The following is a 26,450-nucleotide window of genomic DNA, read 5'->3' as shown; positions in this document are numbered from 1 at the left end:
CATGCGTCATCGCGAAGGAGCCAACGAAGTGACAAGCGCGAAGTGGGCTGTACGGTCGGGCGCGCTCATCTCCGGCCTGGCTCTGGCCGCCTCGCTGGGCGCCATCAGCCAGGCCCAGGCGGCGACCCCCAGGGCAACCGTCGGTGCGCAGTCCATCGACTACATCGCGGGCAAGGACGTCACCGTCGGGAGCTGTAAGGGCTGGATGAACCGCAGGTCCACCGACGGCTACGTCCAGGGACTCGTGCAGTCCTGGAGCGGTACGGACTGCTCCATGTGGCTGGAACGCAAGGTGATCGGCTCGTACGACTACACGCCGGTGTCCGACGCCTATGAGGTGTACAACGCCAGCGCCTCGACCGGCTTCCACTGGAACGGCACCAACGCCGGCTCACGGGTCTGCATCCACAACTACAACACCGGGGGCAGCGCGTGCGGCGAGACCGCGTGGTGAGTTCCCACCGCGTCGCCGCCCTTGTCGGAGCGGTCTCCGCAAGGGCGTGATCCCAGGCGGTACGACGGGCCAGGCAGGCACCGGGGGTGGCCTGCCTGGCCCGCTGCCGCGCTCGGGCGCGGAGACAGGCGCGGGCTGACTCGCGGATCACTGCGCCTGCCGACTCGCGGATCACTGCGCCGAATGGCGTATGACGGTGCGTATCAATCTGGTTCCCCGGGGGAAGACAGCAACCGACCTGCCGGCCGCGGATGCGGCCGAGCCGGTGTCCGGGCCGACCGCACGGGGCTGTCGCCCGTGTGGCGGATGCCCGGCGCAGGACGGTCCGCCGTCGACCCGCTGATCGCCGAGGAGAACCATGACATTCGCGCCTGTACCCTCCGGGACCTATGGCACCCGCCAGCCCGGGACCATGGTCCGCTGGGTGAACAAGCTCACCATGAAGCGGATCGTCCGGAAGGGCGGCGGCAGGATGATGGGCATGGACGCCCTCGTCCTGACCACCGTCGGCCGCAGGAGCGGCGAGCCCCGCACCTCGCCGGTCGCCCGGTTCCCCGAGGAGGGTGGCACATGGCTGATCGTCGCGTCCGCCAACGGCGCCGCGAAACACCCCGCCTGGTATCACAACCTCGCCGCCCACCCGGACCGGGCCGCCATCGAGATGGACGGCCACCGCACCGAAGTCACCGCCCACCAGCTCGAAGGGGCCGAACGCGACGAGGCGTGGCAGCGCATCACCACCGCCCAGCCCCGGTTCGGCCAGTACGCCACGAAGACCGACCGCGAGATCCCGGTCATCCGGCTGACCCCCCGCTCCCGATGAACGAGGTGCCGGGCCGCAATGTCGGCGCGGCCTGCACCGGGTTGCCTGTCCTGTCGCGGCTCGCCGTGGGTGCACAGCAGACCGACCGCGAGGTCGCCGCGGCAACAGGAGCGGCACCTCCTGGGCAGGACAGGACGGAAGCACGCCCGTCAGGATCCACCGCATTCGCTGTTGTCACCGCCGGACCGGCACATCGCGCCCGGGCTGACGGACGGGGAGGCCGGGGCGTGTTGTGGGTGCGCTTCGCGGTCCGCGTCGTTGATTCCGAAGACGGCCACGAGCACCAGGACCAGTCCTGCGAGGACTTGGACGCCGCAGCTGATGAGCGCGCGGGCCATGGCCAGAAGGAACGCGGAGACCAGGACGATGCCGCCCACCACGGCCACGTGGGCGAAGGGGCGAGTCAGGGAGACGGACGAGTTGCCGGCCGCCGGGTCGAACATCTCGTACCCCGCCGAGTCGAGCCCGGACACGAACACGACGAGGGAGGCGATGACGTCGATCACGAGGAGGCCGACAGCGACTGCGATGTCTGCGGCGGTGTGCAACCCCCCGCGGGACTGCGGCGGCAGTTCGGTGACCCCGGCACAACGGGGCTGATGAGTGGGCCACGGCGGGGTGTTGGGAGAGGGCGGCGTGGTCATGGGCCCAGCGTCTCTCAGAAGCGGAGCGGGGTCCTGAGTAGAAGTACTCAGGACCCCCATGGGTGGTGCCCGCCCCGGGACCGCGGAGCAGTGGGCGTGAACAGGGTCCGTCCTTCGTCCTGTCCCTCGTCTACGGCGGTCACGGGCCGCGGGTCGCGGGCACTTCGGTACGGCCGGCCCGCGACCGGAAGGTGACCGACTTCAGTTCTGGCAGCCGCAGCCCGACGCGGTCTTGGTCTCGGCCACGGTGAGGGTGGGGTCGACGGAGGTCTCGGCCGGCGTGCAGCAGTCGGCGACGCCGCAGCAGGCGTCCGTCAACTCCTCGCCGGGACGGGTGGTTTCGGCAGCCGGGGGCTTGGTGGCGCGGACCATCGCGGAGTGCATGCCGTCCGCGACCAGGTGCGTGGGTGCGATCTCGACGTCGGTGAAGCCGGCGCCCTCCAGGCCGGCACGGTATTCGGCGAAGGACAGCGCGCCGGCGATGCAGCCGACGTGGTCGCCGCGCTCGGCCCTCTGCTCGGCGGTGAGGGCGTCGTCGGCGACGACGTCGGAGACACCGATCCGGCCGCCGGGCCTGAGCACGCGGAAGGTCTCGGCGAAGACGGCGGGCTTGTCGACGGACAGGTTGATCACACAGTTGGAGATCACCACGTCGATCGTGTTCGCGGGCAGCGGGATGGACTCGATGGTGCCCTTGAGGAACTCGACGTTCGTCGCGCCCGCCTTCGCCACGTTGGCCAGAGCCAGGGCGAGCATCTCCTCGGTCATGTCCAGTCCGTACGCTTTGCCGGTCGGCCCGACGCGGCGGGCGGACAGCAGTACGTCGATGCCGCCCCCGGAGCCGAGGTCCAGGACGCGATCGCCCTCGCGTAGTTCCGCTACGGCGGTGGGGTTGCCGCAGCCGAGCGACGCGGCGACGGCCTCGGCCGGGAGGGTGTCGCGCTCGTCCGCGGCGTACAGGGTGGAGCCGAAGTTCTCGTCGACCTCGACCGGTGTGGGCCCGCAGCAGGCGGTCCCGCCTTCGGCGACGGTCAAGGCGGCTGCCGCGTATCGCCGGCGGACGGTTTCACGCAGGGCGGCGGACTGCTCGCTCATGGCTCACTCCCAGATGACGAGACCACGGCATGGCCCCTCGAACGGCTGCATTGACGTTCATTGATGCAACCTTGCGCCCTGATTCGAAAAACGTCAACATAGAGGCACGTCGAAACAGGAGCTTGAGGTGCTCGGCCAGGACCCTGCCTGCCGCCCGCTGCCGCTCACGGGTGAGTCCGGGCGAAGTACCTCGGGGGGTTCCGCGAGCGGCGACGAGTCCGGCGGCGTCCGATGGTCGTACTGTCGAATCCGATGCCGAGGAGGGCCCCGGATGCGCAGCGTGACCTATTCGATGAACGTCTCACTGGACGGCTACATCGTCGGGCCGGACGGCGGTTTCGACTGGACGGTGCCCGACGAAGAGGTCTTTCGCCTGGCCACCGACGAGGTACGGGAGGCCGGTGTCCACCTGCTGGGGCGGCGGCTGTACGAGACGATGCTGTACTGGGAGACAGCCGACCAGAATCCGTCGCTCGACTTCTCCACGCTCGAGTTCGCCGCGATCTGGAAGGCGCTCCCGAAGGTGGTGTTCTCCACCACGCTGTCGGCGGTGCAGGGCAATGCCCGACTGGTTTCCGGCGGCCTGGCGGAGGAGATCGAGCGGTTGCGGGCCGAGCCGGGGGCGGGTGACATCGCGATCGGCGGCGCGACTCTCGCCGCCGAGGCGGCCGAGGCGGGACTGATCGACGAGTACCGGGCCAGGGTCCACCCGGTACTGGTCGGCGGTGGCGTTCCCTTCTTTCCCCAGCACGGGCGCCGCGTCGATCTCGAACTCGTCGAGACCCGCACTTTCAGCTCACAGGTGGTCTACGTCCGCTACCGCGTGACACGTCACTGACGTCGAGGCGTGGCCCGGTACGAGCAGATCCCAGACGATCCCTGCGCCATGCCGGCTGCGGCTGCGCGCATGGGGGGGGTGGCTGACCGGGTGCGTAATACTTGCCCTATGAAGTCGAGTGTTACGGCAGTACGCGGGTCGGTCGCGATACGGCGGGCCGTCGCGCGGGACGCCAAGCGGCTCACGCGGCTCGTGCGTAACTCACGCGCCTACGAGGGCCAGTACGCGGCCATGGTCGCGGACTACCGCGTCGGGCCCTACTACATCGAGACGCACCGGGTTTTCGTGGCTGTCGCCGCTGACGAGGAGGGTGGCCGCGTGCTCGGGTTCTACTCGCTCGTCCTCGACCCGCCGGAGCTCGACCTGCTGTTCGTCACCGACGAAGCGCAGGGGCGAGGCATTGGACGGCTGCTCGTCGCCCACATGGCAGCCGAGGCCCAGGCCGCCGGGCTCGACCGTGTCCGAGTGGTGTCCCATCCTCCCGCCGAGGGCTTCTACCGCAGCGTGGGCGCGCTGCCCACCGGGACCGTTCCGGCGAACCTGCCCGCCGTGGCGTGGGACCGCCCGGAGCTGGAGTTCCGCATTCCGCTGCCTTGACGAGGGGGAAGGCCCGCGACGGCCCCCTTCCACCCGAGCACGGGGAGCGCCCTAACTTACAAAGACCATGTTGCAAAGAAGTACTTGCAACACTTTCTTTGCATGGCTACCTTGGGGACATGAACGCACCCCAGGACCCGCAGGTCCGCAGTCTCGACGCCCGCTCCCTCCGCGGGCTGGCGCATCCCCTGCGCATGCGGCTGCTGGACGCCCTGCGTTTCGGCGGTCCGGCCACGGCGTCCCAACTCGCCGAGCAGCTGGGCGAGTCGAGTGGTGCCACCAGCTACCACCTGCGCCAGCTCGCTTCGTACGGCTTCATCGAGGACGCCCCCGAGCGGGGCAGGGGGCGGGAACGGTGGTGGAAGGCGGCCCACCAGGGCCTGCGCTTCGATGACGCACTGCTCACCGACGCCAATCCCGATGTTCGCGGGGCCGCCGACATGTACCTCCACGAAGTCGCGAGCACCCAGTCACGGGACCTGTCGACCTGGCTCGGCAACCGCGAGACCTGGCCCGAGGAGTGGATCCGCACCTGGGACATGAGCAGCGCGACGCTACGACTGACGCCCGAACTCACCCGAGAACTCGTCGAGAAGATGCACGCACTCGTCGACACCTACCGCGACCGGGCCACCGGCGAAGACGACGCCGACACCGCTCAGGTACGCATCCACACACGCGCGTTCCCCCTCACCACGGAATGAGAGGCCACAGCCCGATGCATCCCGAGGCCCACCCCGCGCTGCACCAACTCCGCGCCGCCGAACTCCGTTCCGAAGCCGACGCCTACCGGCTCGCCGCCGCTGCCCGACGTCCCCGGGCCCTCCGCACCCGCCTCGGCTGGACCCTCGTGGAGGTCGGCCTACGCCTGGCCGCCACGCCGGGGACGCCGGCCGCCGCTCTCTAGCGCTGGAGGTCGTACGCGGTCGGGTGCAGCGGCTCGTACAGCCCCACCTCACCGCCGCCGGGCAGGCGGAAGGCGGTGAGCCTGCCCCACCGCTGCTCGCTGACCGGCGCGGTGAACTCCACGCCCTTCTCCTTCAGTTCGGCGACCGTGGCATCGACGTCGTCGCACATGAAGTAGAGCTCGTGCTTCTGGTCCGCGTCCGTCGGGTGGACGGCCACCTCAGCGGGCGGCAGCTGGAGGATGAGCCAGCCACCGCCGGCGTCGACGCTCTTCCCGCCGAGCATGTCCCGCAGAAAGGCTCGGTCCGCCTCGGCGTCGCGGCTGTAGAGGATGACGTGCGCTCCGTTGATCACGTTTCCCGACTCTACGGCGCCGCGTCCACAGCTCGGGAGAATCGCGCGGAGGTGAGCCATGACGTCATCGTGCCGCACGGCGACACCGCACAGCCGCACAGGCGCACCCGTCCGCCCGTCCACCGCTCCGAGCAGCGCCTTCTCCACACCCGCGCTACTGGATGACTCCCACGCTGTAGGGGTTGTGCGGGGTCCCGCCCAGCAGATGGGCGCCCGCTGACTGGATGACCTGGTCCTGGGCGATGACGTGCTGGCACATCGTGTTGCAGTCCCGCAGCCAGCGGTCGAGTACGGAGGGCCGGTAGATCGCGGCACTCCCCACCAGGTCGAACAGGGCGGCGACGACCGAGCGGGCGGTACGGAAAGCACCCACGCGGGCCAGCACGGTAGCCACCTGCTCGTCACGGGTGAGCACATCACCGGCCTCCAGGATCTCCCACTGCTCCCGCAGACTGCCGTAGACGGCGTACCGGGCGGCCGACAGGTCCATCTCCGCCTGAGCGATGACGGTCTGAACACGGTAGCTCTCCGCCCAGGGCTGCCCGGTGGCGCGGTCGACGCGGGTGGCGGCCACGCGGCGCACATGATCGATCGCGGCGCGAGCCACACCCAACGGCACACCCGGCATGTTCCGCAGCACCGCGTCAGGAGCGGCGTTCGCGCCGGTGACCCGGGGGGCGGCGAAGCTGAACGTGAAGTCCTCCGGCACGTACAGGTTCTGCGCGCGGTAGTCCCGGCTGCCGGAGCCGGCCAGGCCGGTGGTGTACCACGTGTCCTGAACCTCGAAGTCCCCGGCGGGCGCCACCACGATGCGCCAGTTGCCGTGGGCTCCGGGCGGGCCGGGTTCGAGTTCACCGCCGCGCGTGACCAGGACTCCGGCGACGACCCAGGTGCTGTGGGTGATGCCGCTGCCGAAGTGCCACTGTCCGCTGACCCGGTAACCGCCCGGCACCCGCTCGGCGCGCCCCATCGGCATGATCGCCCCGGCCGTCACCGCGTCCGGGTCGGCCAGCAGCCGGCGCGCGACCTCCTCGCCGAGGAAACCGGCGTAGATCGGTGTGTCCATCCCGATCATCGCGCACCATGCGGCGGAAGCATCCCCCATGGCCAGCGCTTCGATCACCTCTGTCTGCTGCACCGCGTCCAGCTCGGGTCCGCCCCACGCCCTCGGCCGTGCCATCCGGAACACGCCCGTCCCGCGCAGCAGTCCGACGATGTCGGCGGGCAACTGACGGCAGGCCTCTATGTCTTCGGCGCGCTCACGCAGACGGGGTGCGACCGCGCGTGCCCGCGCGAGGATCTCCTCCGCGGAGAGGGAGGGCTCCCGTACGGCCGGAACGGACTCCAGGACATCGATCAGACTCATGCGGCACTCCCCCAGGTTTCGGCACTTCCGGTGCGTTCGACGCGTGCGACGCAGCGCGTTCGGTCCGCCGAACACACGCGAGACGTTCGGTTCGGTTCACGGACAGGTGGCTCACGCATAGCGGCCCGCGGCGATCACGTGGTGGGGGTCGACGGCGTCCTTCAGACGCCGGGCGAAGGCCCGCGCCCCGGTACCGGCAGCCAGCCGGCCGGCCCATTCGGTGTGCTCGACATCGAGGCGGTACGGGATGAACCCCTCGGCCGTGAAGAGTTCGTAGAGCCGGTCCAGCGCCCGGTGGGCGCGCGCCGCCTCCTCGTCGTCCCGGGCGAACCTCATCGTGACCACACAGTCGACGACGTCCGCGCTCAACGCGTGGAAAGTGACTCCGCAGCGTACTCCGCTCTCCGCTCGCACCTGCTCGATCAGTTCGTCCGCCCGTCCCAGCGCCGCGCCGGTGAACGGCACCAGCGGCAGGAAGAACAGGAACCCTCCCTCGGCATCCAGGCGGCCCGCGGGCCGGCCCGTCTTCGCCTCGAACAGGACATCCGCCGGATCGGGGTCGCCGGCGTACGCGCGCTCCACGCGGACGGCGACATCGTGGTTGTCCGCGCCCGGGTCGACGGCGTCGGTGTCGGACACGGCGGTGAACAGTCCGCAGGAGACGGCCTCGTCGACGACGATGCCGGTCAGCGCCTCCACGGCCTCCCGTGTCCCGTCGACACACACGTGAGCCAGGTACTGCCCGGGCGCACCGCCATACGCCCTGGCGGCGGCCGCGTTGTAGATCTTCACCACGCCGCGCGCCAGCCCCTGGCTCACCCAGCGCCGTATCACCGCGGCAGCCGGCTCCACCCTGTCCGGGGTGAAATTCAGCCGGACCACCCGCAGCGCCTCCGGCCTCGGCAACAAGCGCACCGTGGCCGCCGTGACCACGCCCAGATCCGACTGGACGAACAACTGCACCAGCGACGGACCCAGCCCGTGCGGGTAAACGGGGGTCGGACGCCCCGGCTCAGGCCACCAGCCCACCCGGATCAACTCACCGTCAGGCAGGACGACTTCGAGGCCGGTCAGGTCTTCCACCCGCTGATGACGCAATCCGACGCCACGATCCAGGGCGTTGCCCACGACACTGGTGTGAGCGGAGGAGGCGGTCACGTTCAGCATCCGCTCGCTGCCCTCCAGAAGCCGGGCCAGGCTCGCCTGGGTCACCCCCGCTTCCACGACGGCCCAGCCCTGCGCGACGTCGATGTCGCGGACCTGGTTCAGGCCGGACAGGTCAAGCACGACCGCCCCGTCCCGCGCGGGTTCACGCGAACCCAGCCCCCAGTTGCACCCCGTGCTGAAGGCATGCAGCCCAGCGGGGCCCCCGGCGCCGGCGAAGAGTTCCACGACGCGTCGGGTCTCCTCCGCCGACCGCGGCCGCACCACTCCAGGCACGGCCCGCGAACGGAACAGGCCGGCGTTCGGCCCGAGCGGGGACATCGGCACCCCGGACGTCTCCGCCCCCGGACACGTGACACGATCCGCGCCCACCACTCCGGCGACCTTGCCCCACACGGCCGCGAGGCCGGCAGCAGCGGACGCCCCGTACCCAACAGCCGCCTCGGGAACGACAGTCATCGAAACACCCCACATTGACTTGACCGGCGCAAGACGGCAGGACCGAAGAGGCCGGCACGGTGAACACACCGGCACGGCGGACTGCCGGCGGCCCTACGGTGCTGTGCCACCCGCCACCAGCGGCAGCCACGCTACGAAAGCCCGGCCATCCGCCCTCCCCCGAACGCGCACACGGACTGACAACTCCGCGCACGCCTCGACCCGCCCGTCGGGGCATCCGGGCCGGAACCCCGGATGGGCACGGTTTGTAGAGTGCGGCCATGTGGAACCGCAGCTTTCTCATCCTTCACGGCGTCGAGAACCACCGGCCGGCCGAACACTGGCAGTACGACCTCGCCCAGCGGCTCAGGGAGGGCGGGGAGCAGGTCTTCTACCCTCAACTGCCCAACCCCGACCGGCCGGCACTCGCCGCCTGGACCGCGGCGATCGAGGCCGAACTGGACATGATGCGCGGGGAGCGCGTCGTCGTCTGCCACAGCCTGGGCTGTGCGGCCTGGTTCCACCTCGCGGCCGACCGCGGTGACATACCCCCCGCCGATCGCGTGCTCCTGGTGAGTCCGCCCGGTCCGGCCACGTTCACCTGGGACGTGATCGCCGGGTTCACGCCGGCGTCCCTCGATCTGACCCGCCTGAACCTCTCCGTGGCGACGCCTCGCCTGGTGTGCTCCGACAACGACCCGTACTGCTCGGAGGACGCCGCCGACGTCTACGGCAAGCCCCTCGGCTGCGATGTCGACCTGTTGTCGGGCGCCGGGCATCTGTCCGTCCCGGACGGATACGGCCCCTGGCCCTCCGTACTGGACTGGTGCCTCGATCCCGCGACGCGCCTGGCCCCGAACAGCCCCGGCCGGCTCGGGACGGAGTGACCTCCGCGGCCGCTTCGACTCCCCGGCGTCGCCGGTAGGTCGTCGGGGCTGGTCTGTCGACGCCGCGTGGAAGTATCCGCTCTGTCGACGCCGCGTAAAAGTATCCGCAGGTCTCGGGCAGATGGCTCCGCCGTGCGCGGGGAGACGGCCGCGCGGGTGGATGCAGGGTGGGGCGCGAGATCGGCGCGGTATGTGTGCGGCCGTGTTCCGCAAACAGCAGCAGAATCAGCAGGCCGGGGCAGCCCGGCCGGGTCGCCGGTTTCGGCGCGGGTGGGTCGGCGCCGTCGCGACCGTGGTCACCGGCGCCCTGACCATGGGCGCCGCGGGGCCGACGGGCCCACACGGCGGCGGCCTCAGTCCCGACATCTGCGCCATCATGAACAGGGTGACGCGACACGCTGGAAGGATCTTGTCACTCGTCGTCGGTGTGCCGGGCCGTCGCCGGCAGTTCCACAGTGATGCGCATCCCGCCGGCCGAGCGCGGTGTGAGGGTGAGTACGCCGTCGTGTGCGTGAGTGATGGTTTTGACGATGGCCAGACCGAGGCCGACGCCCGCGTGGTCGGTGTGCGTGCGCTCGGTGCCGCGCTGGAAGGGCTCGGTGAGTGTCGAGGCCAGCTGGGGGGTGAGCTTCTCGCCGGTGTTCTCCACTGTCAGCACCACGCCCTCCAGATGGACGCCGGTATGGACCCACACGGCGCCCGCTTCGGGCAGGTTGTGGACGATCGCGTTGTGCACCAGGTTCATGGTCAGCTGCAGCAGGAGCGCCTGCGAGCCGATCGTGGGAGCGATGTCCCCGCGGGTCTCGATGGTGACACCGTGGCTTTCCGCGAGAGGAAGAAGCGTCTCCGTGGCTTCCTCCGCCATGAGGGACAGGTCGACGCGTTCCCGGGTGAAGGACCGCCCCTCGGTGCGGCTGACCAGGAGCAGCGCCTCGGTGAGGCCGATCGCCCGGGCGTTGACGGCGTGGAGGCGGTCGAGAACCTCGCCGGCGTCGTGGTGGGGATCCGCGCGGGCCACGTCGAGAAGCGCCTTCGAGATCGCCAGCGGGGTACGCAACTCGTGCGAGGCGTTGGCTGCGAACCTCCGCTGTTCGGCGACGTGTTCCTCCAGCCCGGCGAGCATCACGTCGAAGGCGTCGGCGAGTTCGCGGAACTCGTCCCCGCGGCCCGAAAGGTGGATCCGGTGGGAGAGTGATCCGTTCGTGGCCATGCGTGCCGCGTGGGTGATGCGGGTCAGGGGGGCGAGCATGCGGCCGGCGAGGATCCACCCTCCCAGCAGCCCGAGGGCCAGCAGGAACACCAGTACGGCGGCTGCCCTCGGAGCGAAGACGTCCAGGAGATCGGACCGGATGGGGAAGACACCGTTCGTGGGCCGGTCATCGGGGTTGATGAGCATCGCACGGTCGGGGACGTAGCGCAGGAGGAACAACCACACGGCGGCGAGCAGCAGGACGCCGGCGAGCATGAGGAACCCGGCGTAGCTGAGGGTGAGTCTGACGCGAACACTCAACCCGGGTGCCCTATCCACGCCCGTCTCCCTGGTGGCCGGTCCCTGGGTGCGGGTCGATGCGGTAACCGACGCCCGGCACCGTGGCGATGACCCAGGGTTCGCCGAGCCGTTTGCGCAGGGCCGAGACCGTGATGCGCACGGCGTTGGTGAACGGGTCGGCGTTCTCGTCCCACGCGCGTTCCAGGAGTTCCTCGGCGCTGACGACCCCGCCTTCGGCGGCGACGAGTACGTCGAGCACGGCGAACTGCTTCCTGGTCAGCGCGACGTAACGCCCGTCCCTGTACACCTCCCGGCGGAACGGATCCAGCCGCAGACCTGCCATCTCCCGCACGGGAGGCCTGTTGTGGGCGCGTCTGCGGTCGAGTGCCCTGAGCCTCAGCACGAGTTCCTGTAGTTCGAACGGCTTCGTGAGGTAGTCGTCGGCGCCGAGTTCGAAGCCGGTGGCCTTGTCATCGAGGCGGTCGGCCGCGGTGACCATGAGGATCGGGATGCCGCTGCCGGAGGCGACGATGCTCCTGGCGACCTCGTCACCGGTGGGGCCGGGGATGTCACGGTCGAGGACGGCGATGTCGTAGGCGTTGATCCTGAGCAGTTCGAGAGCGGTGTCGCCGTCACCCGCGATGTCGGCCGCGATCGCTTCCAGACGGAGCCCGTCGCGGATGGCCTCCGCCATGTAGGGCTCGTCCTCGACGATCAGCACACGCATGCCCCGATCCTATGAGTGCGCGCATATCGTCGGCGTATCCGAAATCGCATACGCGCCGGCAACCCGGCGTCGTCCTGACTGGCGGAATGAAGTCCTTCACGGCGGAGACCGAACAGGGCGGCACCGGCCGCCGAGAATCCGACCGCGGTACCCGGCACCCGCGTGTCCGCCGCCTGGTCCGAGCCGGCTCGCGGCCGGAGCCCTGGAGGCGCGGCCCGGTGCTCGCGACGCTGGCGCTGCTGCTCGGCCTGCTCATGCTGCTGCACGCGAAGATCCCCAACCGGACCGGGAACCTCGGCAGCCTGGTGGAGTGCGTCCTTCCGTGGTTCGGCGTGTTCATCCCGGTGCTGCTGGCCGGGGCGCTGTGGCGCCGCTCCCCCTCCGCGGTGGCCGCGCTGCTGCTGCCGGTCGTGGTGTGGCTGAACCTCTTCGGCGGGCTGCTCAGCGACAAGTCCCATCCGGGCGGCGACCTCACCGTGGTCAGCCACAATGTCGGCGCCGAGAACCCCGACCCGGCCGGCACCGCCCGCGACCTGGCCGCCTCCGGCGCGGACGTGCTGGCCCTGGAGGAGATCACCCCGCAGGCGAAGGCGCTGTACGAGAAGGGGCTGGCGAAGACGTACCCGCACCACACGGTGCTGGGCACGGTCGGGCTGTGGAGCAAGCTGCCGCTGTCGGACATTCGGCCGGTCGACATCGAGACGGACTACGGGCCGCTGGCGGACACCAAGCCGATCGCGGTCAGGATGGCCGACGCCCGGGCACTGCGCGCCACGGTGGCCATGGACCGGGGCCCGCTGGCGGTGTACGTCGCGCACCTCGGGTCCGTACGGGTGAATCCCAGGGCCGGTTTCTGGACAGACTCGCGGGACAGGAACGCCCGGGCACTCGGCAAGGCCCTCGCCGCCGAGCGAAATCAGCGGGTGGTTCTGCTGGGCGACCTGAACGGCACCACGGACGATCGCGCGTTCGACGACCTCACCTCGCAGCTGCGCTCGGTCCAGGAAGCGGCCGGGGACGGCTTCGGCTTCAGCTGGCCGGCGACGTTCCCGGTGGCGCGGATCGACCAGATCCTGGTCCACGGTGTGCGGCCGGAGAGCTCGTGGCTGCTGCCGGCCACCGGCAGCGACCACCTGCCGGTGGCCGCGGGCATCAGCTGGTGAACATCCGCAGTGGCACCACATCTGGCTCAGATACGACAATGCGCAGCTCAGCGGGGTGCTTCGCGTCAGGACGGGGCGAGGACGCAGAACTCGTGGCCCTCCGGGTCGGCCAGGCACGTCCACGGGACGTCGCCCTGTCCCACGTCGAGGTCGGTGGCGCCGAGAGCCCGCAGCCGGGTCACCTCCGCTGCTTTGTCGTCACCGGGGTAGGGCAGCAGGTCGAGGTGGACGCGGTCCGGCACGGTCTGCACGCCGGGCGTGCGGAGGAACTCCAGATACGGGCCGACACCCCGGGCGGAGCGCAGCTCCGCATGATCGTCCGTCACCTCGTGCACGGTCCAGTCCGTCGCCTCACCCCAGAACCGGACCATGGCCCGTGGATCCGCGCAGTCGACCACCACCGCGGCGATCGGCCCGGTGTCCCGGTAGATCTCCCGAGGCTCCAGCACACAGAACTCGTTGCCCTCGGGGTCGGCCAGGACCGTCCACGGCACCTGCCCCTGACCGACGTCGGCGGGCGTGGCACCGAGAGCCCGGAGGCGCTCGACCAACTCCGCCTGGTGGGCCGCGGAGGTGGTGGCGAGATCGAGGTGCACACGGTTCTTCGTCGTTGTCCTGCGCTCCGGTACCGGAACGACGTCGATGCCGAGGACGACCGGGTCCGGCCAGACAAGGCCGCCGGCGGGTCCGACGTAGGTCGTCACGCCGGGGCTGTACGCACTCCAGCCGAGCGCTTCCGCCCAGAACCGGCCGACAGCTGAGGCGTCGAGCGCCTTGATGACCAGGTGTACAGGTCGCAGTGCCATGTCGGCGATCCTATGCGCCGGGCTGGGAGTGACATCCGCGGGAATCGTCGGCTGAGGGGGATCAGCCCTGCGCCCACGGAACCGCGGTCACCGACAGGCAGGTACCGGGACCGGTGCCCTGTTCGCGGTGCGTGGGTCAGCGGCGGCGAGTCGGCGACGCGGTGGAGGGAAGGGGCCCGCGCTCCCGGACTGCTCGGATCTGATGCTGCCGACGTGGCTTGGGCGCGTCGAGCAGGCTGACGCCGTCGTAGTGCCGGCTCATCGCGAGAAAGGTGGGCCCTGCCACGAACGTCCCGAATATGGCGAAAACGCTGACCGGGAACAGGGTCGGAAGCGACTGGCCCTCAGGCAGGGTCTGTCCACCGACATGGATCGCGTACGGCACCGCGCAGACGAAGACGACCAGACAGAGCGCCGCGAGGACGCGCAACAGGATGCGGACCCGGCGTGTCCATGCGATGCCGCGCACCTCGGCCAGGAGGCTCGCCGAGCACCGGGGGCAGTCGAGCTCCACCGAGTGCTTGCCTGCCGGTGGTCGTGGCAGCCGACACTGGTTGGCCACCCACTTGATCGTGCGTTTTTTCGGCCGGATCACCCCGCCCGAGAGCTCGTCGCTGAGGATGTGCCGGACTTCCACCTGCACCGTGCCCGGTGAGTTCATGACCTCTCCACCTGACCGTCTGCTCCGGTCGACGCGAGGAGTCTGGCAGCACCGCGGCCGCGGTGCATCGGTGGAACCACGTAGACCGCACACGGAGCACCGTCGGGTGGGGGGTCCCGCCGGGTGCCCGGCCCAAGAGGGGCAACGTCGCCGGGTGTTGATCCCGGCCGGCCGCGGGCGCAGCCGATGCTCAACTGCCGCCGTGCGGCAAACACCCCGCCAGTCCTGCCTCCCAACGCTGACCGCCCGGCTACGCGATCTCGTCGTCCGCCCCTGCTTCCAGCTGCGCCGGCTTGCGCGCCAGGAAGTAGGCCTGCTGGCCCTGCCGGGGCTTCTCCTGCTCGTTCGGCTCGCGGATCAGCCGGGCGTCCACCAGCAGCCCGGCCTGGTCCAGCAGCTCGGCGATGTGGTCGGGAGACACCCAGTAGACGTCGAGGGAGAGTTCGTGCCCGTAGGCGTTCTCCAGGTGTCGCAGCCTGTCACCGGCCTTGAAGGCCATGAGCAGATGGCCGCCCGGAGCCAGCACACGGTGAAACTCCGCGAACACGACCGGCAGCAGCTCCGGCGGGGTGTGGACGATCGAGTACCAGGCGACGATGCCGCCAAGACTGCCGTCCGCCAGGTCCAGGTCCGTCATCGACCCTTCGTCGAAACGCAGATCCGGGTGCCGGCGCCGGGCCACCGCGACCGTCTCCGGAGACAGGTCGACGCCGAACGCGGTCAGTCCGAGGGACTGAAGATGTGCCGTCACGTGACCGGGCCCGCAGCCGAGGTCGGCGACAGGCCCGGCGTCGAGGGCGCGCGTGAGTTCGGCGAACGTTCTGATCATCCCGCGCCCGTACACGTCGTCCTCGAACATGGGGGGCACGAGCTCGGCGTAGTTGACGGCGACGGTGTCGTAGGCCACCCGGGTGGCGTGCAGATAGGTCGACTCGTTCATGGCTGAGGACACTAAACGTCGTTCCGCCTTCTGTCAGTTGTCCACCGGCCAAGGGCCCGCCCCGTGTCAGTGCACCCGCGCCGTGCGACGCCCCTACGGACGACCCCACGTCCGTGCCTCACTGGTCGGTGCCGTCTTCGATCAGACGGCTGTGGAGCTCCTTCGTCATGGCGTGGATCGCGCGTGTCAGCTCGGTGTTGGTCTTGAGTTCCAGTTCCTGCTCGACGAAGTCGTGATCGGCCTTCATCTGCTGGAAGGCCGCCTGCCGGTTCTGGCCGATCATGACGAACGTGGACAGGAAGATCGCTTCGAGCGACACCACCAGTGTCAACGTGGGCCAGGGGCTCGCCTCGAGGAACAGCATCCACAGGGCGAAGATGACCGCGTGCAGGTAGACGAAGGGCATCGAACCTGCGAAGCGGGTGATGGCGTCGGCGGCGCGCAGCTGGGCGTCCTCCGCGCGATGCTTGCGGTGCGCGACCACCGCTGGATGGTGTCGGTTCATGCCGTTCTGCTGGCTCACGCGCGGTCTCCCACCATCTGTGCGGCTCAGACCCACCCTGGAGCCTGTCCGCCGTCCAAGTCCCCCGACGTGCATCCTCGCAGCACAGAGGCGGCCGAATGACCGAGCCGCCGGGTGGGGCACCCTTGAGTTCGAGGCGTCCGCACACCGCATCCCACCTGCCGGCTCGGAACCCCTGAGGACGCGTCAGAACGCATTGGTGGCGGTCGGGCCCGCGCGGCCTCACATCCGGGATCTCAGCACGTCGACCTCACAGCCCGGCGCGAACGGGTCGAGGCCCTGCTCGATCAGCGAGCGAACTATCAGCAGGCTGCGCAACGACCACCATGCGTGGATCACGTCGAGATCGACGTCGGTGCCATAGCCGGCGATGACGTCGTCGAGGTGCTCCTCGTGTCCGAGCGTGAAGGTGGCGAGGTCGTACAGGGCGTCACCCTGGCCGGCCTCGGACCAGTCGATGATGCCCGTGACCTCGTCGTCGCCGTCGACGAAGACGTGCGCGATCTGCAGGTCGCCGTGCGTGAACGCCGGAGTCCACGGCCGGAGCGCGGCCTCGGCGACCTGGCGGTTGCGGGTGACCAGGTCCGCGGGCAGGACGCCGTTCGTCACGAGCCACTCGCACTCGGCGTCGAGTTCCGCCACCAGCGCGACGATGCTCCGGCCGGCCCGGCCAGGTCGGGGCGGCAGCGGCGCGTCGTGCAGCCTCCGGATGGCGGCGCCCGCCGCGGCCCACGCCGCCGGCGAACCGGTCGACGGCCCGCCGAGGCGTCCGAGCGTCGCCCCCGGAAGTGCGGCGGTCGCGAGCACGGGCGGCTTGCGCCACAGGATGTGCGGGGTCGGGACCGGCGCGAGGGACATCGCCTCGACCTCGACGTCGATGCGCGCCTGGTCGACGTCCACCTTCAGGAACACGTCGCCGACGCGCAGGGTGGCGCGCTCGGAATGGGCGACGACCACTTCGACCTCGTTCATGGGCGACCAGTATCCCGGGGATGACCGCCGGCGTCGCCGGGTTTGTCACGTGCGATGACGCGGCTGACCGGCCCGAGCCACTTCCCGCTCTGCGGCAGACACAGCCGGGACCGCCACCGCACTGGCGTCGCGCAGGCCCGCCCCCGGGCCGCTGCCGTGAAGGTTGTAAACTCCCGTGCGGAATCGCACCCTTGGCGAAGCCGTTTCGACTGTGCGGGCAAGAAGGGGCGCCGGATGCAGCAGTCAGAGGACAAGCTCCTGGCCGAAGCCCTCGGTCGTATCAACCCGGGTGGGAAGTTCGCGGCGAGGTTCCTCAAGAAGGACGTCGGCGAGTTCGACCGCCAACTGCCGCTGGGTTTCGATCCTGCCCTGGAGCATGCCCACACTCTGCTCGGCAAGCTCTCCGAGAGCGCGGAGCCTGAGTTGGTGGAAGCGGGACCGGACCGAGTGACGCTCCGCGTGATCACCCGCGGAGGGGCGCTCGGCATGAACCCGGTGGTGGTCACCGTCGACGTGACGCGCGGGAGCGAGGGGGCCACCACCCTGCACGTGCGGGCGGCCGCGAAGGAGGGTCTGATCAAGCAGCGTGCGGGGCAGAAGACGGCCGCGTTCATCGCGACGGCCCTCGACGGAGCCGTCCCGAGTCCGTGAGCGGCACGGTTCAGAGGTCTGCGTCCAGCAATGCTCGCATCGCCGGGGGCTGTTCGCCGACGGCGCGTGCCCACGAGGAGGCCGGTCCGTCGGCGAAATCGCCGCCCGCGTGACCTTCGTTCCAACTCGGGGCGCAGGCACACGGGTTGAGACAGACGAGCAGGTGATCACGCGCGACGCCGTCTGCTAGATTCGCGAACGACTCGGCTCCGGGCCGGGTATGGGCGGATGTCGGCTGCACTTGGGCGTCGACTGGCGGCAAGGGCATCGTGCGTGATGGCTCCGCACGCCTCAAGGACCGCATCTGCCGTCTCAGTCGGCATTGGTGGAGGGCTAACGTGCACCTCCAGTTGGGATTCGGGGATCTTTGAACACGACAGCGACAGGGACACGCGGACGGGACGTCTCACGGCGTCGGCCGCTCGTTCTGGCGGCGGCGGTACTCGCGGTGGCCGGGACCATCGCCCTCCCGGTGACAGCGCAGGCCAAGGGGGCGAACGCCCCGGACGCAACGGTGCGGCAGGGGGACTTCGCGGCCGCGGCGGCGGAATTCGGCGTGCCGGAGCGGGTTCTGCTGGCCGTGGCGTACCAGGAGTCGGCGTGGGACGCGCACTCCGGTGAGCACAGTGCCGGCGGCGGCTACGGTCCGATGCACCTGACGGACGTGACGGCGTCCATGCTGGCCGGCGGGGACGCGGGTGCGGCGGGCCGGGCGGACCTGGCGAAGATGGCTGCGGATCCGGCGCTGCACACCCTGCGGGCGGCGGCACGGCTGACCGGGCTTCCGCAGCAGCGGCTGCGCACCGACGCGGCGGCGAACATCCGCGGCGGGGCGGCGCTGCTGGCGTCGTACCAGAAGACCGGCGGCGGCAGGACCTCCGCCGATCCGGGTCACTGGTACGCGGCCGTGGCGCGTTACAGCCAGTCGACCCAGCGGCAGGGCGCGCAGTCGTTCGCCGACCGGGTCTTCGCCACCCTGAAGAAGGGCGTGGGGCGCACCACGGCGGACGGGCAGCGCGTGGCACTGACTGCCGACCCCCAGGTCAGCCCGGCCACGGGGCAGCTGGCCCGCTTGGACCTGAGCGCCGCGGCGACGGCGGGCACCGAGTGCCCCGCGACGGTGGACTGCACCTTCGTGCCCGCCGCGGCGTCCAACGGCCAGGTCTCCAACCGTCCGGCCAACGGGATCAGGATCGACTCGATCGTCATCCACGACACCGAGTCCTCCTACGCGTCGGCCATCGCCACCTTCCAGAACCCCGGCGGCAGCTCCGCGCACTACGTGATGCGGTCCTCGGACGGCGCGGTGACGCAGATGGTGCCCACCAAGGACCTCGCCTTCCACGCGGGCAACTACTCGACGAACATGCACTCCGTGGGGATCGAGCACGAGGGGTACGCCACGCACGGCGCGACCTGGTACACCGAGGCGCAGTACGAGGCGACCGCCGAACTGGTGAAGTACCTCTCGGGGCGGTTCGGCATCCCCCTGGACCGGCAGCACGTCATCGGCCACGACAATGTCGTCGGCCCCACCTCGGGGACCGTGTCCGGCATGCACTGGGATCCGGGCCCGTCCTGGGACTGGGAGCACTTCATGGCCCTGCTCGGCGCCCCGATCGCCGGCAGGCACGGAGTCGGCGCCTCGGGCTCGGTGGTGACCATCGCCCCCGGTTTCGCGGACAACCGGCAGAGCGTCCAGATCTGCCCCGCCGACGATCCGACCGGCGCCACGACCGCCTGCGCGAACGTGGAGCAGCCGTCCAACTTCGTCTATCTCCGCACCGCTCCGAGCGATGACGCACCGCTGTTCGGCGACCAGGCGGTCCACCCCGCCGCCGCCGGCACCGACCGCATCAACGACTGGGGCAGCACCGCTCAGGCCGGCCAGCAGTTCGTCGTCGCCGACAGGAGCGGCGACTGGACGGCGATCTGGTACAGCGGCAGCAAGGTGTGGTTCCACAATCCGTGTGGCGTCAACACCATCCCCGCCACCGGCGTGACCGTCGTCAGGAGCGGCGAGGCCCCCGCCGACCCGCCCGTGAAGGTCTACGGCTCCAGCTACCCGGACGCCGCCGAGTACCCGGCGGGCCTGTCACCTTCCACGCAGGCCCCGTTGAGCATGTACACCATCCCGGCCGGCCAGGCCTACGTCGCCACCGCGCCCGCCGCTCACACCGACGACTACTTCAAGTCCAGCGGAACCGTCGTCATCGGCGGCAAGTCGATGTTCACCATCCAGTACAACCACCGCACCGCCCTGGTCTACGACGGTGACGTCACCGCCGCTCCCGCGCCCGGGCACACCAGCCGTGGAAGTCGCGACTGATCCCCGACCCCGCGCGGCGCCTCGACCGGCCGTGCAGCTCATGTGACTGAGCAACGGAGTCCGAGAAGGGCTCGTTCCCGACCTGGCCGGGAACGAGCCCTTCGACTGTGCCGAGCGGTGAGGGCTCCGGCGTCGTGTCGGACGGTCCTTCTCACCGCCGGCTCCGGTCCTGACCGGCGGCGATGAGCGCGCCCCCGGCCATCCGGCCGGCGGGCCGACCCCGGGGCGTCCGCGTCGCGCCGTACCGTCAGAGGGCTGTTCCGGTGAGTTCGGGAGCAGCGAGCACACCTCGCGCCCGCGTGATCGTTCAACCGGGCATGCGAAACATCAAGCGCGTAGCCACGACCCTGGCAGGTTCCGCCGTCGTCCTCACGACCATGGCCGCTCCGTCAGCCTCCGCCGCACCGCTCCCGGTCAACGGCATCGCTCAGACCCTTCCGGCCCTGTGGACCATCCTCGCCTTCGTCCGGCGCACTCTCCTCTGACATCTGACATCTGACGAGGGAACGGGCGGGAACGCGTTCCGAGCGTGCGTTCGTCGTGTCGGCCCCGCCGCATGGCGGGGCCGCCCCCCGGTCGGGCCGCCCCCCCCCGGTCGGGCCGCCCCCCCGGTCGGGCCGCCCCCGGTTGGGCCCGTCACGCGACGGGCGGGTTGAACCGGGAGTAGTCCTGGAGCTCCCATCGCAGCGGGCTGGCGTTGTCGATCTCCACCACCGCGTCGACGGTGAACTCCACGACGCGCTGGGCCCCCGGATAGGCCGCGGCGCTGCGGGGATCCCAGTCGATACGGCCCGTGCCGGTGAGTTGGAGCGTGTGGCCGCGCTCCCAGTCGAGGAACAGCAGACCGCACGCGGGGTCGAGGTGCAGGTTGCCCAGCGTCATGTAGAACTGGTTCCCGGCGTAGTCGGGCCAGCGCAACGTGCGGGGCCCCGCGACGGTGACGAAGCCCGGCATGCCGCCGCGGTGTGACGAGTCGGCGCCCTGCCCGGGGGCGCGGCTGGCGATGAAGAAGGTGTCCGCCTCCTCGACCCGGCGCCGCTGGCCTTCGGACAACTCCTTGCCCGTGCGCGCCTTCCCTGGCGGCGCGGCCTCGGCCGGGCCGGTGATGACACGGTTCTGCAGGTACTTCGGGCAGTTTCCGAGCACTTGCTCGGTCCGCATCCGCAGGCCGTCGCCGTCGCGGACGGCCACGCCGTTCGCCCGGATCCGGCGCTGGGTCTGCGGGTGCAGGGCGAGCACGCCGATGGCGCGTTCCTCGTCGAAGGCGTGGCGGAGCGGATCGCCGGGTGCGGGCAGCGCGTCGATGGCGAGGGTCCGGTCGTCGACCGGCCGGGCGAATCCGGGACGCCCCGTCACGATCGTCGACCAGACGGCGCCGGCGTCGTCGGCGGCTCCGATGATCAGCATCTGCTGGGCGCGGATGAACGGGTGGAACCCGAGCGGGATCTCCGGGCCGAACATGGGTGATCCCCAGCCGGGCCCGCCTTCCTGAGCCTTCCGCTGGACCGCCTGCTCACCGGGATGGACTACGGGCAGGGCCATGGGGTGCCTCCTTGATCAGCGGGCGAGCAGGTCGGGCAGTTCGCCGAGGACCTGCTCGAAGACGGAAGGGTCGTCCAGGACACGGGCCACCACCAGGGCGCCCTCGATACGGACCAGCGCCGCACGGGCCCGATTCCGCGCGTCCTGTTCGCTCGCGCCGGCCCGGGCAGCGGCGTCGGCCATGGCCTGGAGCCATCTCCGGGCGAGCCGGGTGGCGTGGGCCCTGATGTCCTGCGGCGCTCCGAGGAGCGTCATCGTGTCGAGGACGCAGGCCATGCGGCCGTCCTTGTAGACGAGCGCCATGTGCCGCGCCATCTCGGCGACGCCTTCGGCGACGTCCGGCTCCGAAGCGAGCGGCTGGAGGATCTCGTCGAACCTGGTCTCCATGCTGGTGAGCACGGCGGCGGCCATGGCGGGCTTGCCGTCCGGGAAGCGGTGGTAGAGGCTCGCGCGCTGCAGCCCCACCGCCCGCGACAGGTCGGAGAGCGACGCCCCGGCGTATCCGCTGGCCCGGAAGACCCCGGCGAGCCGGGCGTGGATCAGTTCATCGTCGACACTCGCGATCCTTCCCATGCCGATACTTTACCGAACGTTCGGTAAAAATCAAGATGGGCAGGTCCGACGGCTCGGCTCACCCCAGGCCGACGCGCTCCGCAGCGGTGTCCCCACGCCCGGGCTGCGCACCCCGAACCTGGGGCACGGCCACCACATCCGGAGCAGTGCGGAATGATCGAGGGGCAGCACGACCGCGCCGCCCCTCGATCATTCCCGCCGTCTACCAGGGCACTTCCCCCTGCTCGTCCTGGAAGGTGCCTGTCGGACCGTCCGCGTCGAGCGTCGCCAGGCGTACGACGCCCCGGGCGCTCTCCTCCGGCGCCCTTCCGATCCCGAACGCCGCGGTCAGGTCGGTCGCGGTGGTAGCCGTGTCCGCCTCGGCGTTCTCGTCGTACGGGGAGGAGGACCGCCGGGTCGTCGGGCGCAGCTTCTCCTGGTCGCCTCGCGATCAGTCCTCATGGCGCCGACGCGCGAGATGGACCGTGAGGTCGGCGGCCATGTCGACCCTGTCCGGCAGGACGCGCGTGGTCCGGCTCAACACCTGCTCGCGCGCCGCGGCCGGCAGGACGAGATAGGCCGAGACGGTGGAGAGATGACCGACGTAGTCACGAGCACTCACCGTCGAGCGCCTCTCGATCATGGCTTGTCGAACGTCGGTGAACCACTCGGACCGTCGCAGCTCCGTACCCGGCCACTGCATCTCCTGGCCCGGAGGTGTCCCGTCCGGGGACGCGATCTCGTCGCTGTCCAGAAACGGTGCCCGCGCCGTACGGACTGCCTCCTCCACAACCGGGTCGGCCAGTCGGTACGGTCCGCCGCAGGAGGCGAACACCCCGCCCGGCTCCAGCAGTGCGGCAACCCGTGACCAGCGGCCCTCCGGGTGCGTCCAGTGCAGAGCCGCTGCCGCGTAGACCAGGCCGTACCGCTCACCCTCGCGCAGATCCTCGAACGCGGCTCGCACGGTCCTGACGTCCGCCGGCACGTGCTTGCGCAGCTCGGCGAGCATGGACTCGTCAGGCTCGGTCGCGGTGACTTTGACGCCTCGTTGAACGAACAGCCGGGTCGCTTTGCCCGTTCCGGCGCCGATCTCGAGGGCGGTCCGTACGGGACGGCCCGCGTAGGCCGTCACCATGTCGGCCAGTTCCTCCGGATACCCCGGCCGGAACCGTTCGTACGCTTCCGCCACCGCTCCGAAGCTCAGCGCTCGACCAGACATGACAAGCATCCTGACACGAGCCGCGCGGGGCCCGCCTCGCCCGCCGAACCCCTCGGCCCGCCGCCGCCTGAATCCGGAGCGGGGGCCGAGAAGCCGGGGCCGAGTGCTGAGGACAGATGCCTCAGCAGGTGGCCCGGTGGATGGTGACCGTGTTCAGGCTGGAGAACTTGTACCAGCCCGCGCCCCGGGTCAGGTTCAGACCGTCGATGTCGAACGCGAAGGTGCAGCCCGTCGGCACTTCGAAGGCGTCGACGTCGACGCTTCCGCCCCCCATGTGCTTGCCTGCCGCGACGGACTTGATGTCCTTCGGGCAGCTCGAACCGATGGCGCCGGTGTCCGCCGTACAGGTCCAGTTCAGGGACACCCGCACCGTGCGGTTCGAGTTGTTCTGCACCTCACCGCAGGGGGTGGGCGGGAAGCTGCTGCATCCGCCGAGTGCTCCCCGCCCGGTGGCGGGCGCCGCAGGAGCGGCGCTGGCGACACCGGCGCTACCGACGGTGAGGAACAGCGCGCCCATCACCAGAGCGAAAGCCGATCTGTCGAGCATTCTCACGTCATGCCTTTCCGTAGGACCTGAACAGGTCGTGCGCTCGATGGTGGGCGAGTCGCCTTGCGAAAACCTTGCGACCCCACGACCTGGGGCGTGTTCCTACGGTGGGTGGCTCCACGGTCGCCGCAGCGCGTCGGCCCGGGCCGGACCGGACAGCCGCCCCGCCCCGGCCGACGCGGCGGCGTGAGACGCGCTTCCGCCGGCAGGGCGGGATCACGCCGGGCTTGTCGCGGCACCGACGCGGCGCTGCCCTCCGGCGGGGGAAGCCGTTGGTCTCCTCCCCCGCCGAGGGGCGTGCGATCAGCAGCGCTTGCTGGAGTAACCCCCCACCGGCGCGGGGTCACCGGCGGCTCGGACGGTGCCCGAGCCGGCCGTGCACTCGTTGACGGTGCGGGTGCCGTTGGACCAGAACTCCTGGGCGCTGGTGTTGGCCCAGGCACGCTTGCCCAGGACCTCGTCCTGGGAGTAGCTGTAGACGGCGGAGGTCACGTCGTAGTCGCCGACGGCGTCGCGGAAGCTCTGCCAGATCCAGACGTAGCCGTAGTTCTGGCCGCAGGACGGCGAGTAGAACTGCTTGACGGAGGCGACGGTCTTGCCGCCCCGGGTGACGTACCCGGTGGAGCCGATCTGGTAGGCGTCCGTGCACACCCCCGCGGCCCGTGCCCGCAGGCTCGCCGGGTTGCCGGCGGCGGACGGCGTGGTGGAGGCGGCCGCCGTGGTGGTGCGTGCGGTCGGTGCGGGCGCCGGGCCGGTCCCGGCCGTGGCGATTCCGGCCGGGATGAGAGCGAAGGCGCAGGCCAGCGCTGCCGTGGCGATCTTGAGGTGACGCATGTGGTGTTTCCCCCTGCTCGTCGTGGTTGAGCCACGTGTCATGACTGGCGTCATGACACGTGCTGAGACGTGCTCCGAAGCAGGGGACGACCCCGAAAAGGGCATGGCGTGGTCAACGCGGGTCCCCGTAGCGCGAAGTGGCCACTTCCGGATGGCCCGGAACACTTCGGACACGGGGTGAGACCCGGTGGGCGCCCAAAGGGTTGTAAGGCGATGTCGCGCGCGTCGGGTTGAGCCGGCCGGGTTCCTGAACAGCCGCGCTGCGGGTGCTCGTTGCCGTCGGCGGTCACGTCCGAGAGCTTCCGTGGCACGACCTCGGGCAACACGGTCGTAGATCTTGAGGAGGAGCCATGTCCGAGGGCCCTTCGGCCGGCCAGGCAGCCGTAGGGCCAGGTGGAAAAATGGGGCGCCCCTAAGATCGCGGACCGCTACCCTCGACGCCATGGACGTCAAGGGCCGATGCATCACCGCGACCGCGCGAGCGACCAGCTCGCCGGTTGCCGCCGCCTGACGTAGTTCTCGCTACCTCCACCGGCCACCGGAAACGGTCCGCCGGTGGTTCCCGGGCGCTCCCGCCACGGTGCCGATGATCGCGCGGACACGTTGTCCGGTGCCTCCCCGCACCACTCGCGAAGGAGCCACCCCATGAACACCGACCATGTCGTCCGCACGTTCGTCGACTACTACGAGGAACGCGGCCACCGACGGATCACCGGCTCGACTCTCCTGCCGCCTCCGGGAGACCCCGTGCTGTTCACGACCTCGGGCATGCACCCGCTCACCCCCTATCTGGAGGGGCGCCCGCATCCCGTCGGCAGGAGGATCGTCAACGTACAGCGGTGTCTGCGCACCACGGATCTGGAGGAGATCGGGGACGCCACCCATCTGACCGTCTTCCAGATGCTCGGCACCTGGTCGCTCGGCGACTACGAGGGCCCGCTGAGCCTGGAGTGGGGCTACGACCTGCTCACCGAGGGGTTCGGCGTCGACCCGAGCCTGCTGTACGTCACGGTCTTCGGCGGCGACGACCAGACCGGCCCGGACACCGCTTCCCTGGACCTGTGGCAGCGACGCGGGGTGCCGGTGGAGCTCACCGTCGAGGACAACTGGTGGTCCAACGGACCGACCGGCCCCTGCGGCCCCGACTCGGAGATCTTCCTGTGGACCGGCACCACCCCGCCGGAGTCGACGCCGACAGGTGACGAACGCTGGGTGGAGGTGTGGAACCACGTGATGATGCGCTACCGACGGCTCGACGACGGATCCCTCGTGCCACTCCCCCAGCGCAACATCGACACCGGACTCGGCCTGGAACGGCTGGCCTCACTGCTGCAGGGCCGCACCTCGGTGTTCGACTGCGACGTCTTCGCCCCCTGGCACAGCCTCGTACCGACCCTGTGGCCGCAGGACGAACTCTCGCTGCGGTTGGTCTACGACCACCTTCGCTCGGCCGTGGTGGTGATCGGCGACGGCGTACGCCCGGCCAACACGGGCCGCGGCTATGTGCTGCGCCGGCTGCTACGGCGGGTGCTCACCGTGCTGCGGCGGGACGAGCCCGGGCGCAGCCTGGGAGACCTGCCGCCGGACCTGATCCGGCACACCCTGGACCACTTCCGTCAAGACGGGGACACGAACGTCGTACGCCGGATCCTGCTCCAGGAGGAGGACCGTTTCGACCGGCTGCTGGAGCGCGGCCGGCACGTACTGGCCCGGCCTCGTTTCCAGGGGCCTCTCACCGAGGAGGACTTCCACTACCTCCACGACACCCACGGACTGCCGCGCGACCTCGTCCTGAACCTGCGGCCACAGTGAGCGCGCGTCACCGCGGCCAGGCCGCGTACCACCAGGCGGGTGGGACGTGACCCGCCGGGGCGAGCAGCCTCGTCCCGCCTGACGCGCGCCTCGGAAAAATAGTTGTGGGACGCTGTC

General features: G+C 70.4%; 29 protein-coding genes. 12 read left to right on the top strand and 17 right to left on the bottom strand.

The genetic code is table 11. The annotated features are described in order from the left end of the window. Nucleotides 1-28: 28 nt before the first annotated feature. Nucleotides 29-454, top strand: a complete 426-nt coding sequence (locus ABZT03_RS05535) for a hypothetical protein (RefSeq protein WP_356033858.1) — start codon at nucleotides 29-31, stop codon at nucleotides 452-454. Between the two features lie 358 nt (nucleotides 455-812). After that, entirely contained in the window at nucleotides 813-1,277 is a 465-nt protein-coding gene (locus tag ABZT03_RS05530; protein ID WP_356033855.1) for a nitroreductase/quinone reductase family protein, read from the top strand. A 149-nt stretch (nucleotides 1,278-1,426) separates the two neighbouring features. Here ABZT03_RS05530 and ABZT03_RS05525 read toward each other — a convergent pair whose 3' ends face one another. Together ABZT03_RS05525 and arsM are read right to left on the bottom strand one after the other, a co-directional pair. Further along, a complete protein-coding gene (locus ABZT03_RS05525; RefSeq protein ID WP_356033852.1) occupies nucleotides 1,427-1,921 on the bottom strand; it encodes a DUF6234 family protein in 495 nt (164 codons plus the stop codon). Nucleotides 1,922-2,122: 201 nt separating this feature from the next. Then, nucleotides 2,123-3,016, bottom strand: coding sequence for an arsenite methyltransferase (gene arsM / locus ABZT03_RS05520; RefSeq protein WP_356033850.1), 894 nt, complete (start codon nucleotides 3,014-3,016; stop codon nucleotides 2,123-2,125). A gap of 271 nt (nucleotides 3,017-3,287) precedes the next feature. Between arsM and ABZT03_RS05515 the strand changes: the two genes are divergently transcribed. The 4 genes from ABZT03_RS05515 to ABZT03_RS05500 all read left to right on the top strand — a co-directional run bounded on the left by ABZT03_RS05515 (nucleotide 3,288) and on the right by ABZT03_RS05500 (nucleotide 5,358). After that, the gene (locus tag ABZT03_RS05515; protein ID WP_356033847.1) at nucleotides 3,288-3,854 is read left to right on the top strand and encodes a dihydrofolate reductase family protein; all 567 of its coding nucleotides are present in this window, start codon (nucleotides 3,288-3,290) and stop codon (nucleotides 3,852-3,854) included. Nucleotides 3,855-3,962: 108 nt separating this feature from the next. Next, on the top strand, nucleotides 3,963-4,451 hold the full coding sequence (locus ABZT03_RS05510; RefSeq protein WP_356033845.1) for a GNAT family N-acetyltransferase: 489 nt from the start codon (nucleotides 3,963-3,965) through the stop codon (nucleotides 4,449-4,451). Between the two features lie 119 nt (nucleotides 4,452-4,570). Further along, nucleotides 4,571-5,155: a helix-turn-helix domain-containing protein gene (locus ABZT03_RS05505; RefSeq protein WP_356033842.1), complete on the top strand. Its 585-nt coding sequence runs from the start codon at nucleotides 4,571-4,573 to the stop codon at nucleotides 5,153-5,155. A 14-nt stretch (nucleotides 5,156-5,169) separates the two neighbouring features. Next, the gene (locus ABZT03_RS05500) at nucleotides 5,170-5,358 is read left to right on the top strand and encodes a hypothetical protein (RefSeq protein ID WP_356033839.1); all 189 of its coding nucleotides are present in this window, start codon (nucleotides 5,170-5,172) and stop codon (nucleotides 5,356-5,358) included. Here the strand turns inward: ABZT03_RS05500 and ABZT03_RS05495 are convergent. The 3 genes from ABZT03_RS05495 to ABZT03_RS05485 all read right to left on the bottom strand — a co-directional run bounded on the left by ABZT03_RS05495 (nucleotide 5,355) and on the right by ABZT03_RS05485 (nucleotide 8,700). Further along, nucleotides 5,355-5,711, bottom strand: a complete 357-nt coding sequence (locus ABZT03_RS05495; RefSeq protein WP_356033836.1) for a VOC family protein — start codon at nucleotides 5,709-5,711, stop codon at nucleotides 5,355-5,357. The genes ABZT03_RS05500 and ABZT03_RS05495 overlap by 4 nt on opposite strands. 154 nt (nucleotides 5,712-5,865) lie before the next feature. Continuing rightward, nucleotides 5,866-7,077: an acyl-CoA dehydrogenase family protein gene (locus ABZT03_RS05490; RefSeq protein WP_356033834.1), complete on the bottom strand. Its 1,212-nt coding sequence runs from the start codon at nucleotides 7,075-7,077 to the stop codon at nucleotides 5,866-5,868. A 111-nt stretch (nucleotides 7,078-7,188) separates the two neighbouring features. After that, the gene (locus ABZT03_RS05485) at nucleotides 7,189-8,700 is read right to left on the bottom strand and encodes an FAD-binding oxidoreductase (protein ID WP_356033831.1); all 1,512 of its coding nucleotides are present in this window, start codon (nucleotides 8,698-8,700) and stop codon (nucleotides 7,189-7,191) included. 260 nt (nucleotides 8,701-8,960) lie between these two features. On the opposite strand from ABZT03_RS05485, the gene ABZT03_RS05480 reads away from it, so the two are divergent. Then, nucleotides 8,961-9,566 carry an alpha/beta fold hydrolase gene (locus tag ABZT03_RS05480; protein WP_356033829.1) on the top strand — a complete coding sequence of 202 codons (606 nt, stop codon included), beginning with the start codon at nucleotides 8,961-8,963 and terminating at the stop codon, nucleotides 9,564-9,566. Nucleotides 9,567-9,978: 412 nt separating this feature from the next. On the opposite strand, the gene ABZT03_RS05475 is transcribed toward ABZT03_RS05480, so the two are convergent. After that, nucleotides 9,979-11,094 (bottom strand): HAMP domain-containing sensor histidine kinase, encoded by a 1,116-nt coding sequence (locus ABZT03_RS05475; RefSeq protein WP_356033826.1) that lies wholly within the window; start codon nucleotides 11,092-11,094, stop codon nucleotides 9,979-9,981. Continuing rightward, on the bottom strand, nucleotides 11,087-11,782 hold the full coding sequence (locus tag ABZT03_RS05470) for a response regulator transcription factor (RefSeq protein ID WP_356033823.1): 696 nt from the start codon (nucleotides 11,780-11,782) through the stop codon (nucleotides 11,087-11,089). Before ABZT03_RS05470 ends, ABZT03_RS05475 begins: the two co-directional genes overlap by 8 nt. An 86-nt stretch (nucleotides 11,783-11,868) precedes the next feature. On the opposite strand from ABZT03_RS05470, the gene ABZT03_RS05465 reads away from it, so the two are divergent. Beyond that, nucleotides 11,869-12,945: an endonuclease/exonuclease/phosphatase family protein gene (locus ABZT03_RS05465; RefSeq protein WP_356033820.1), complete on the top strand. Its 1,077-nt coding sequence runs from the start codon at nucleotides 11,869-11,871 to the stop codon at nucleotides 12,943-12,945. Between the two features lie 65 nt (nucleotides 12,946-13,010). On the opposite strand, the gene ABZT03_RS05460 is transcribed toward ABZT03_RS05465, so the two are convergent. The 5 genes from ABZT03_RS05460 to ABZT03_RS05440 all read right to left on the bottom strand — a co-directional run bounded on the left by ABZT03_RS05460 (nucleotide 13,011) and on the right by ABZT03_RS05440 (nucleotide 16,847). Next, on the bottom strand, nucleotides 13,011-13,751 hold the full coding sequence (locus ABZT03_RS05460) for a VOC family protein (protein ID WP_356033817.1): 741 nt from the start codon (nucleotides 13,749-13,751) through the stop codon (nucleotides 13,011-13,013). 136 nt (nucleotides 13,752-13,887) lie between these two features. Next, nucleotides 13,888-14,412, bottom strand: coding sequence for a hypothetical protein (locus ABZT03_RS05455; protein WP_356033815.1), 525 nt, complete (start codon nucleotides 14,410-14,412; stop codon nucleotides 13,888-13,890). Nucleotides 14,413-14,662: 250 nt separating this feature from the next. Beyond that, nucleotides 14,663-15,352, bottom strand: coding sequence for a class I SAM-dependent methyltransferase (locus tag ABZT03_RS05450; RefSeq protein WP_356033812.1), 690 nt, complete (start codon nucleotides 15,350-15,352; stop codon nucleotides 14,663-14,665). Between the two features lie 118 nt (nucleotides 15,353-15,470). Beyond that, entirely contained in the window at nucleotides 15,471-15,875 is a 405-nt protein-coding gene (locus tag ABZT03_RS05445) for a DUF1003 domain-containing protein (protein ID WP_356033809.1), read from the bottom strand. A gap of 222 nt (nucleotides 15,876-16,097) precedes the next feature. Beyond that, nucleotides 16,098-16,847, bottom strand: a complete 750-nt coding sequence (locus tag ABZT03_RS05440; protein WP_356033807.1) for a phosphotransferase — start codon at nucleotides 16,845-16,847, stop codon at nucleotides 16,098-16,100. Nucleotides 16,848-17,081: 234 nt separating this feature from the next. On the opposite strand from ABZT03_RS05440, the gene ABZT03_RS05435 reads away from it, so the two are divergent. From ABZT03_RS05435 to ABZT03_RS05425, 3 genes are all read left to right on the top strand, one after another. Further along, entirely contained in the window at nucleotides 17,082-17,498 is a 417-nt protein-coding gene (locus tag ABZT03_RS05435; protein ID WP_356033804.1) for a hypothetical protein, read from the top strand. Nucleotides 17,499-17,946: 448 nt separating this feature from the next. After that, a complete protein-coding gene (locus ABZT03_RS05430; RefSeq protein WP_356033802.1) occupies nucleotides 17,947-19,827 on the top strand; it encodes an N-acetylmuramoyl-L-alanine amidase in 1,881 nt (626 codons plus the stop codon). Between the two features lie 317 nt (nucleotides 19,828-20,144). Beyond that, complete coding sequence (locus tag ABZT03_RS05425) at nucleotides 20,145-20,312, top strand: hypothetical protein (RefSeq protein ID WP_356033799.1); 168 nt, start codon at nucleotides 20,145-20,147, stop codon at nucleotides 20,310-20,312. Between the two features lie 151 nt (nucleotides 20,313-20,463). Here the strand turns inward: ABZT03_RS05425 and ABZT03_RS05420 are convergent, their stop codons facing one another. The 5 genes from ABZT03_RS05420 to ABZT03_RS05400 form a co-directional block, all read right to left on the bottom strand. Continuing rightward, on the bottom strand, nucleotides 20,464-21,369 hold the full coding sequence (locus ABZT03_RS05420; protein WP_356033797.1) for a pyridoxamine 5'-phosphate oxidase family protein: 906 nt from the start codon (nucleotides 21,367-21,369) through the stop codon (nucleotides 20,464-20,466). Nucleotides 21,370-21,384: 15 nt separating this feature from the next. After that, entirely contained in the window at nucleotides 21,385-21,942 is a 558-nt protein-coding gene (locus tag ABZT03_RS05415) for a TetR family transcriptional regulator (RefSeq protein WP_356033794.1), read from the bottom strand. A 430-nt stretch (nucleotides 21,943-22,372) separates the two neighbouring features. After that, nucleotides 22,373-23,140, bottom strand: a complete 768-nt coding sequence (locus tag ABZT03_RS05410) for a methyltransferase domain-containing protein (RefSeq protein ID WP_356033792.1) — start codon at nucleotides 23,138-23,140, stop codon at nucleotides 22,373-22,375. A 121-nt stretch (nucleotides 23,141-23,261) separates the two neighbouring features. Continuing rightward, nucleotides 23,262-23,687, bottom strand: coding sequence for a hypothetical protein (locus ABZT03_RS05405; protein WP_356033790.1), 426 nt, complete (start codon nucleotides 23,685-23,687; stop codon nucleotides 23,262-23,264). Between the two features lie 303 nt (nucleotides 23,688-23,990). After that, nucleotides 23,991-24,521 (bottom strand): hypothetical protein, encoded by a 531-nt coding sequence (locus tag ABZT03_RS05400; RefSeq protein ID WP_356033787.1) that lies wholly within the window; start codon nucleotides 24,519-24,521, stop codon nucleotides 23,991-23,993. Nucleotides 24,522-25,166: 645 nt separating this feature from the next. Between ABZT03_RS05400 and ABZT03_RS05395 the strand changes: the two genes are divergently transcribed. Then, the gene (locus tag ABZT03_RS05395) at nucleotides 25,167-26,333 is read left to right on the top strand and encodes an alanine--tRNA ligase-related protein (RefSeq protein ID WP_356033785.1); all 1,167 of its coding nucleotides are present in this window, start codon (nucleotides 25,167-25,169) and stop codon (nucleotides 26,331-26,333) included. Nucleotides 26,334-26,450: the final 117 nt, after the last annotated feature.

Origin of the sequence: Streptomyces sp. NPDC005574 (assembly GCF_040605435.1) — a bacterium.
Classification (GTDB): domain Bacteria; phylum Actinomycetota; class Actinomycetes; order Streptomycetales; family Streptomycetaceae; genus Streptomyces.
The sequence above is the reverse complement of the archived record's forward strand: the minus strand, read 5'-3'. Positions and strand labels throughout refer to the sequence as shown.

Excerpts from the sequence above, each read along its gene's own strand:
- ABZT03_RS05530 (WP_356033855.1), top strand. The coding sequence starts at position 813 with ATGACATTCGCGCCTGTACCCTCCGGGACCTATGGCACCCGCCAGCCC.
- ABZT03_RS05525 (WP_356033852.1), bottom strand. The coding sequence starts at position 1,921 with ATGACCACGCCGCCCTCTCCCAACACCCCGCCGTGGCCCACTCATCAG.
- arsM (WP_356033850.1), bottom strand. The coding sequence starts at position 3,016 with ATGAGCGAGCAGTCCGCCGCCCTGCGTGAAACCGTCCGCCGGCGATAC.
- ABZT03_RS05515 (WP_356033847.1), top strand. The coding sequence starts at position 3,288 with ATGCGCAGCGTGACCTATTCGATGAACGTCTCACTGGACGGCTACATC.
- ABZT03_RS05510 (WP_356033845.1), top strand. The coding sequence starts at position 3,963 with ATGAAGTCGAGTGTTACGGCAGTACGCGGGTCGGTCGCGATACGGCGG.
- ABZT03_RS05505 (WP_356033842.1), top strand. The coding sequence starts at position 4,571 with ATGAACGCACCCCAGGACCCGCAGGTCCGCAGTCTCGACGCCCGCTCC.
- ABZT03_RS05500 (WP_356033839.1), top strand. The coding sequence starts at position 5,170 with ATGCATCCCGAGGCCCACCCCGCGCTGCACCAACTCCGCGCCGCCGAA.
- ABZT03_RS05490 (WP_356033834.1), bottom strand. The coding sequence starts at position 7,077 with ATGAGTCTGATCGATGTCCTGGAGTCCGTTCCGGCCGTACGGGAGCCC.
- ABZT03_RS05485 (WP_356033831.1), bottom strand. The coding sequence starts at position 8,700 with ATGACTGTCGTTCCCGAGGCGGCTGTTGGGTACGGGGCGTCCGCTGCT.
- ABZT03_RS05480 (WP_356033829.1), top strand. The coding sequence starts at position 8,961 with ATGTGGAACCGCAGCTTTCTCATCCTTCACGGCGTCGAGAACCACCGG.
- ABZT03_RS05470 (WP_356033823.1), bottom strand. The coding sequence starts at position 11,782 with ATGCGTGTGCTGATCGTCGAGGACGAGCCCTACATGGCGGAGGCCATC.
- ABZT03_RS05465 (WP_356033820.1), top strand. The coding sequence starts at position 11,869 with ATGAAGTCCTTCACGGCGGAGACCGAACAGGGCGGCACCGGCCGCCGA.
- ABZT03_RS05460 (WP_356033817.1), bottom strand. The coding sequence starts at position 13,751 with ATGGCACTGCGACCTGTACACCTGGTCATCAAGGCGCTCGACGCCTCA.
- ABZT03_RS05455 (WP_356033815.1), bottom strand. The coding sequence starts at position 14,412 with ATGAACTCACCGGGCACGGTGCAGGTGGAAGTCCGGCACATCCTCAGC.
- ABZT03_RS05450 (WP_356033812.1), bottom strand. The coding sequence starts at position 15,352 with ATGAACGAGTCGACCTATCTGCACGCCACCCGGGTGGCCTACGACACC.
- ABZT03_RS05440 (WP_356033807.1), bottom strand. The coding sequence starts at position 16,847 with ATGAACGAGGTCGAAGTGGTCGTCGCCCATTCCGAGCGCGCCACCCTG.
- ABZT03_RS05435 (WP_356033804.1), top strand. The coding sequence starts at position 17,082 with ATGCAGCAGTCAGAGGACAAGCTCCTGGCCGAAGCCCTCGGTCGTATC.
- ABZT03_RS05425 (WP_356033799.1), top strand. The coding sequence starts at position 20,145 with ATGCGAAACATCAAGCGCGTAGCCACGACCCTGGCAGGTTCCGCCGTC.
- ABZT03_RS05420 (WP_356033797.1), bottom strand. The coding sequence starts at position 21,369 with ATGGCCCTGCCCGTAGTCCATCCCGGTGAGCAGGCGGTCCAGCGGAAG.
- ABZT03_RS05415 (WP_356033794.1), bottom strand. The coding sequence starts at position 21,942 with ATGGGAAGGATCGCGAGTGTCGACGATGAACTGATCCACGCCCGGCTC.
- ABZT03_RS05410 (WP_356033792.1), bottom strand. The coding sequence starts at position 23,140 with ATGTCTGGTCGAGCGCTGAGCTTCGGAGCGGTGGCGGAAGCGTACGAA.
- ABZT03_RS05405 (WP_356033790.1), bottom strand. The coding sequence starts at position 23,687 with ATGCTCGACAGATCGGCTTTCGCTCTGGTGATGGGCGCGCTGTTCCTC.
- ABZT03_RS05400 (WP_356033787.1), bottom strand. The coding sequence starts at position 24,521 with ATGCGTCACCTCAAGATCGCCACGGCAGCGCTGGCCTGCGCCTTCGCT.
- ABZT03_RS05395 (WP_356033785.1), top strand. The coding sequence starts at position 25,167 with ATGAACACCGACCATGTCGTCCGCACGTTCGTCGACTACTACGAGGAA.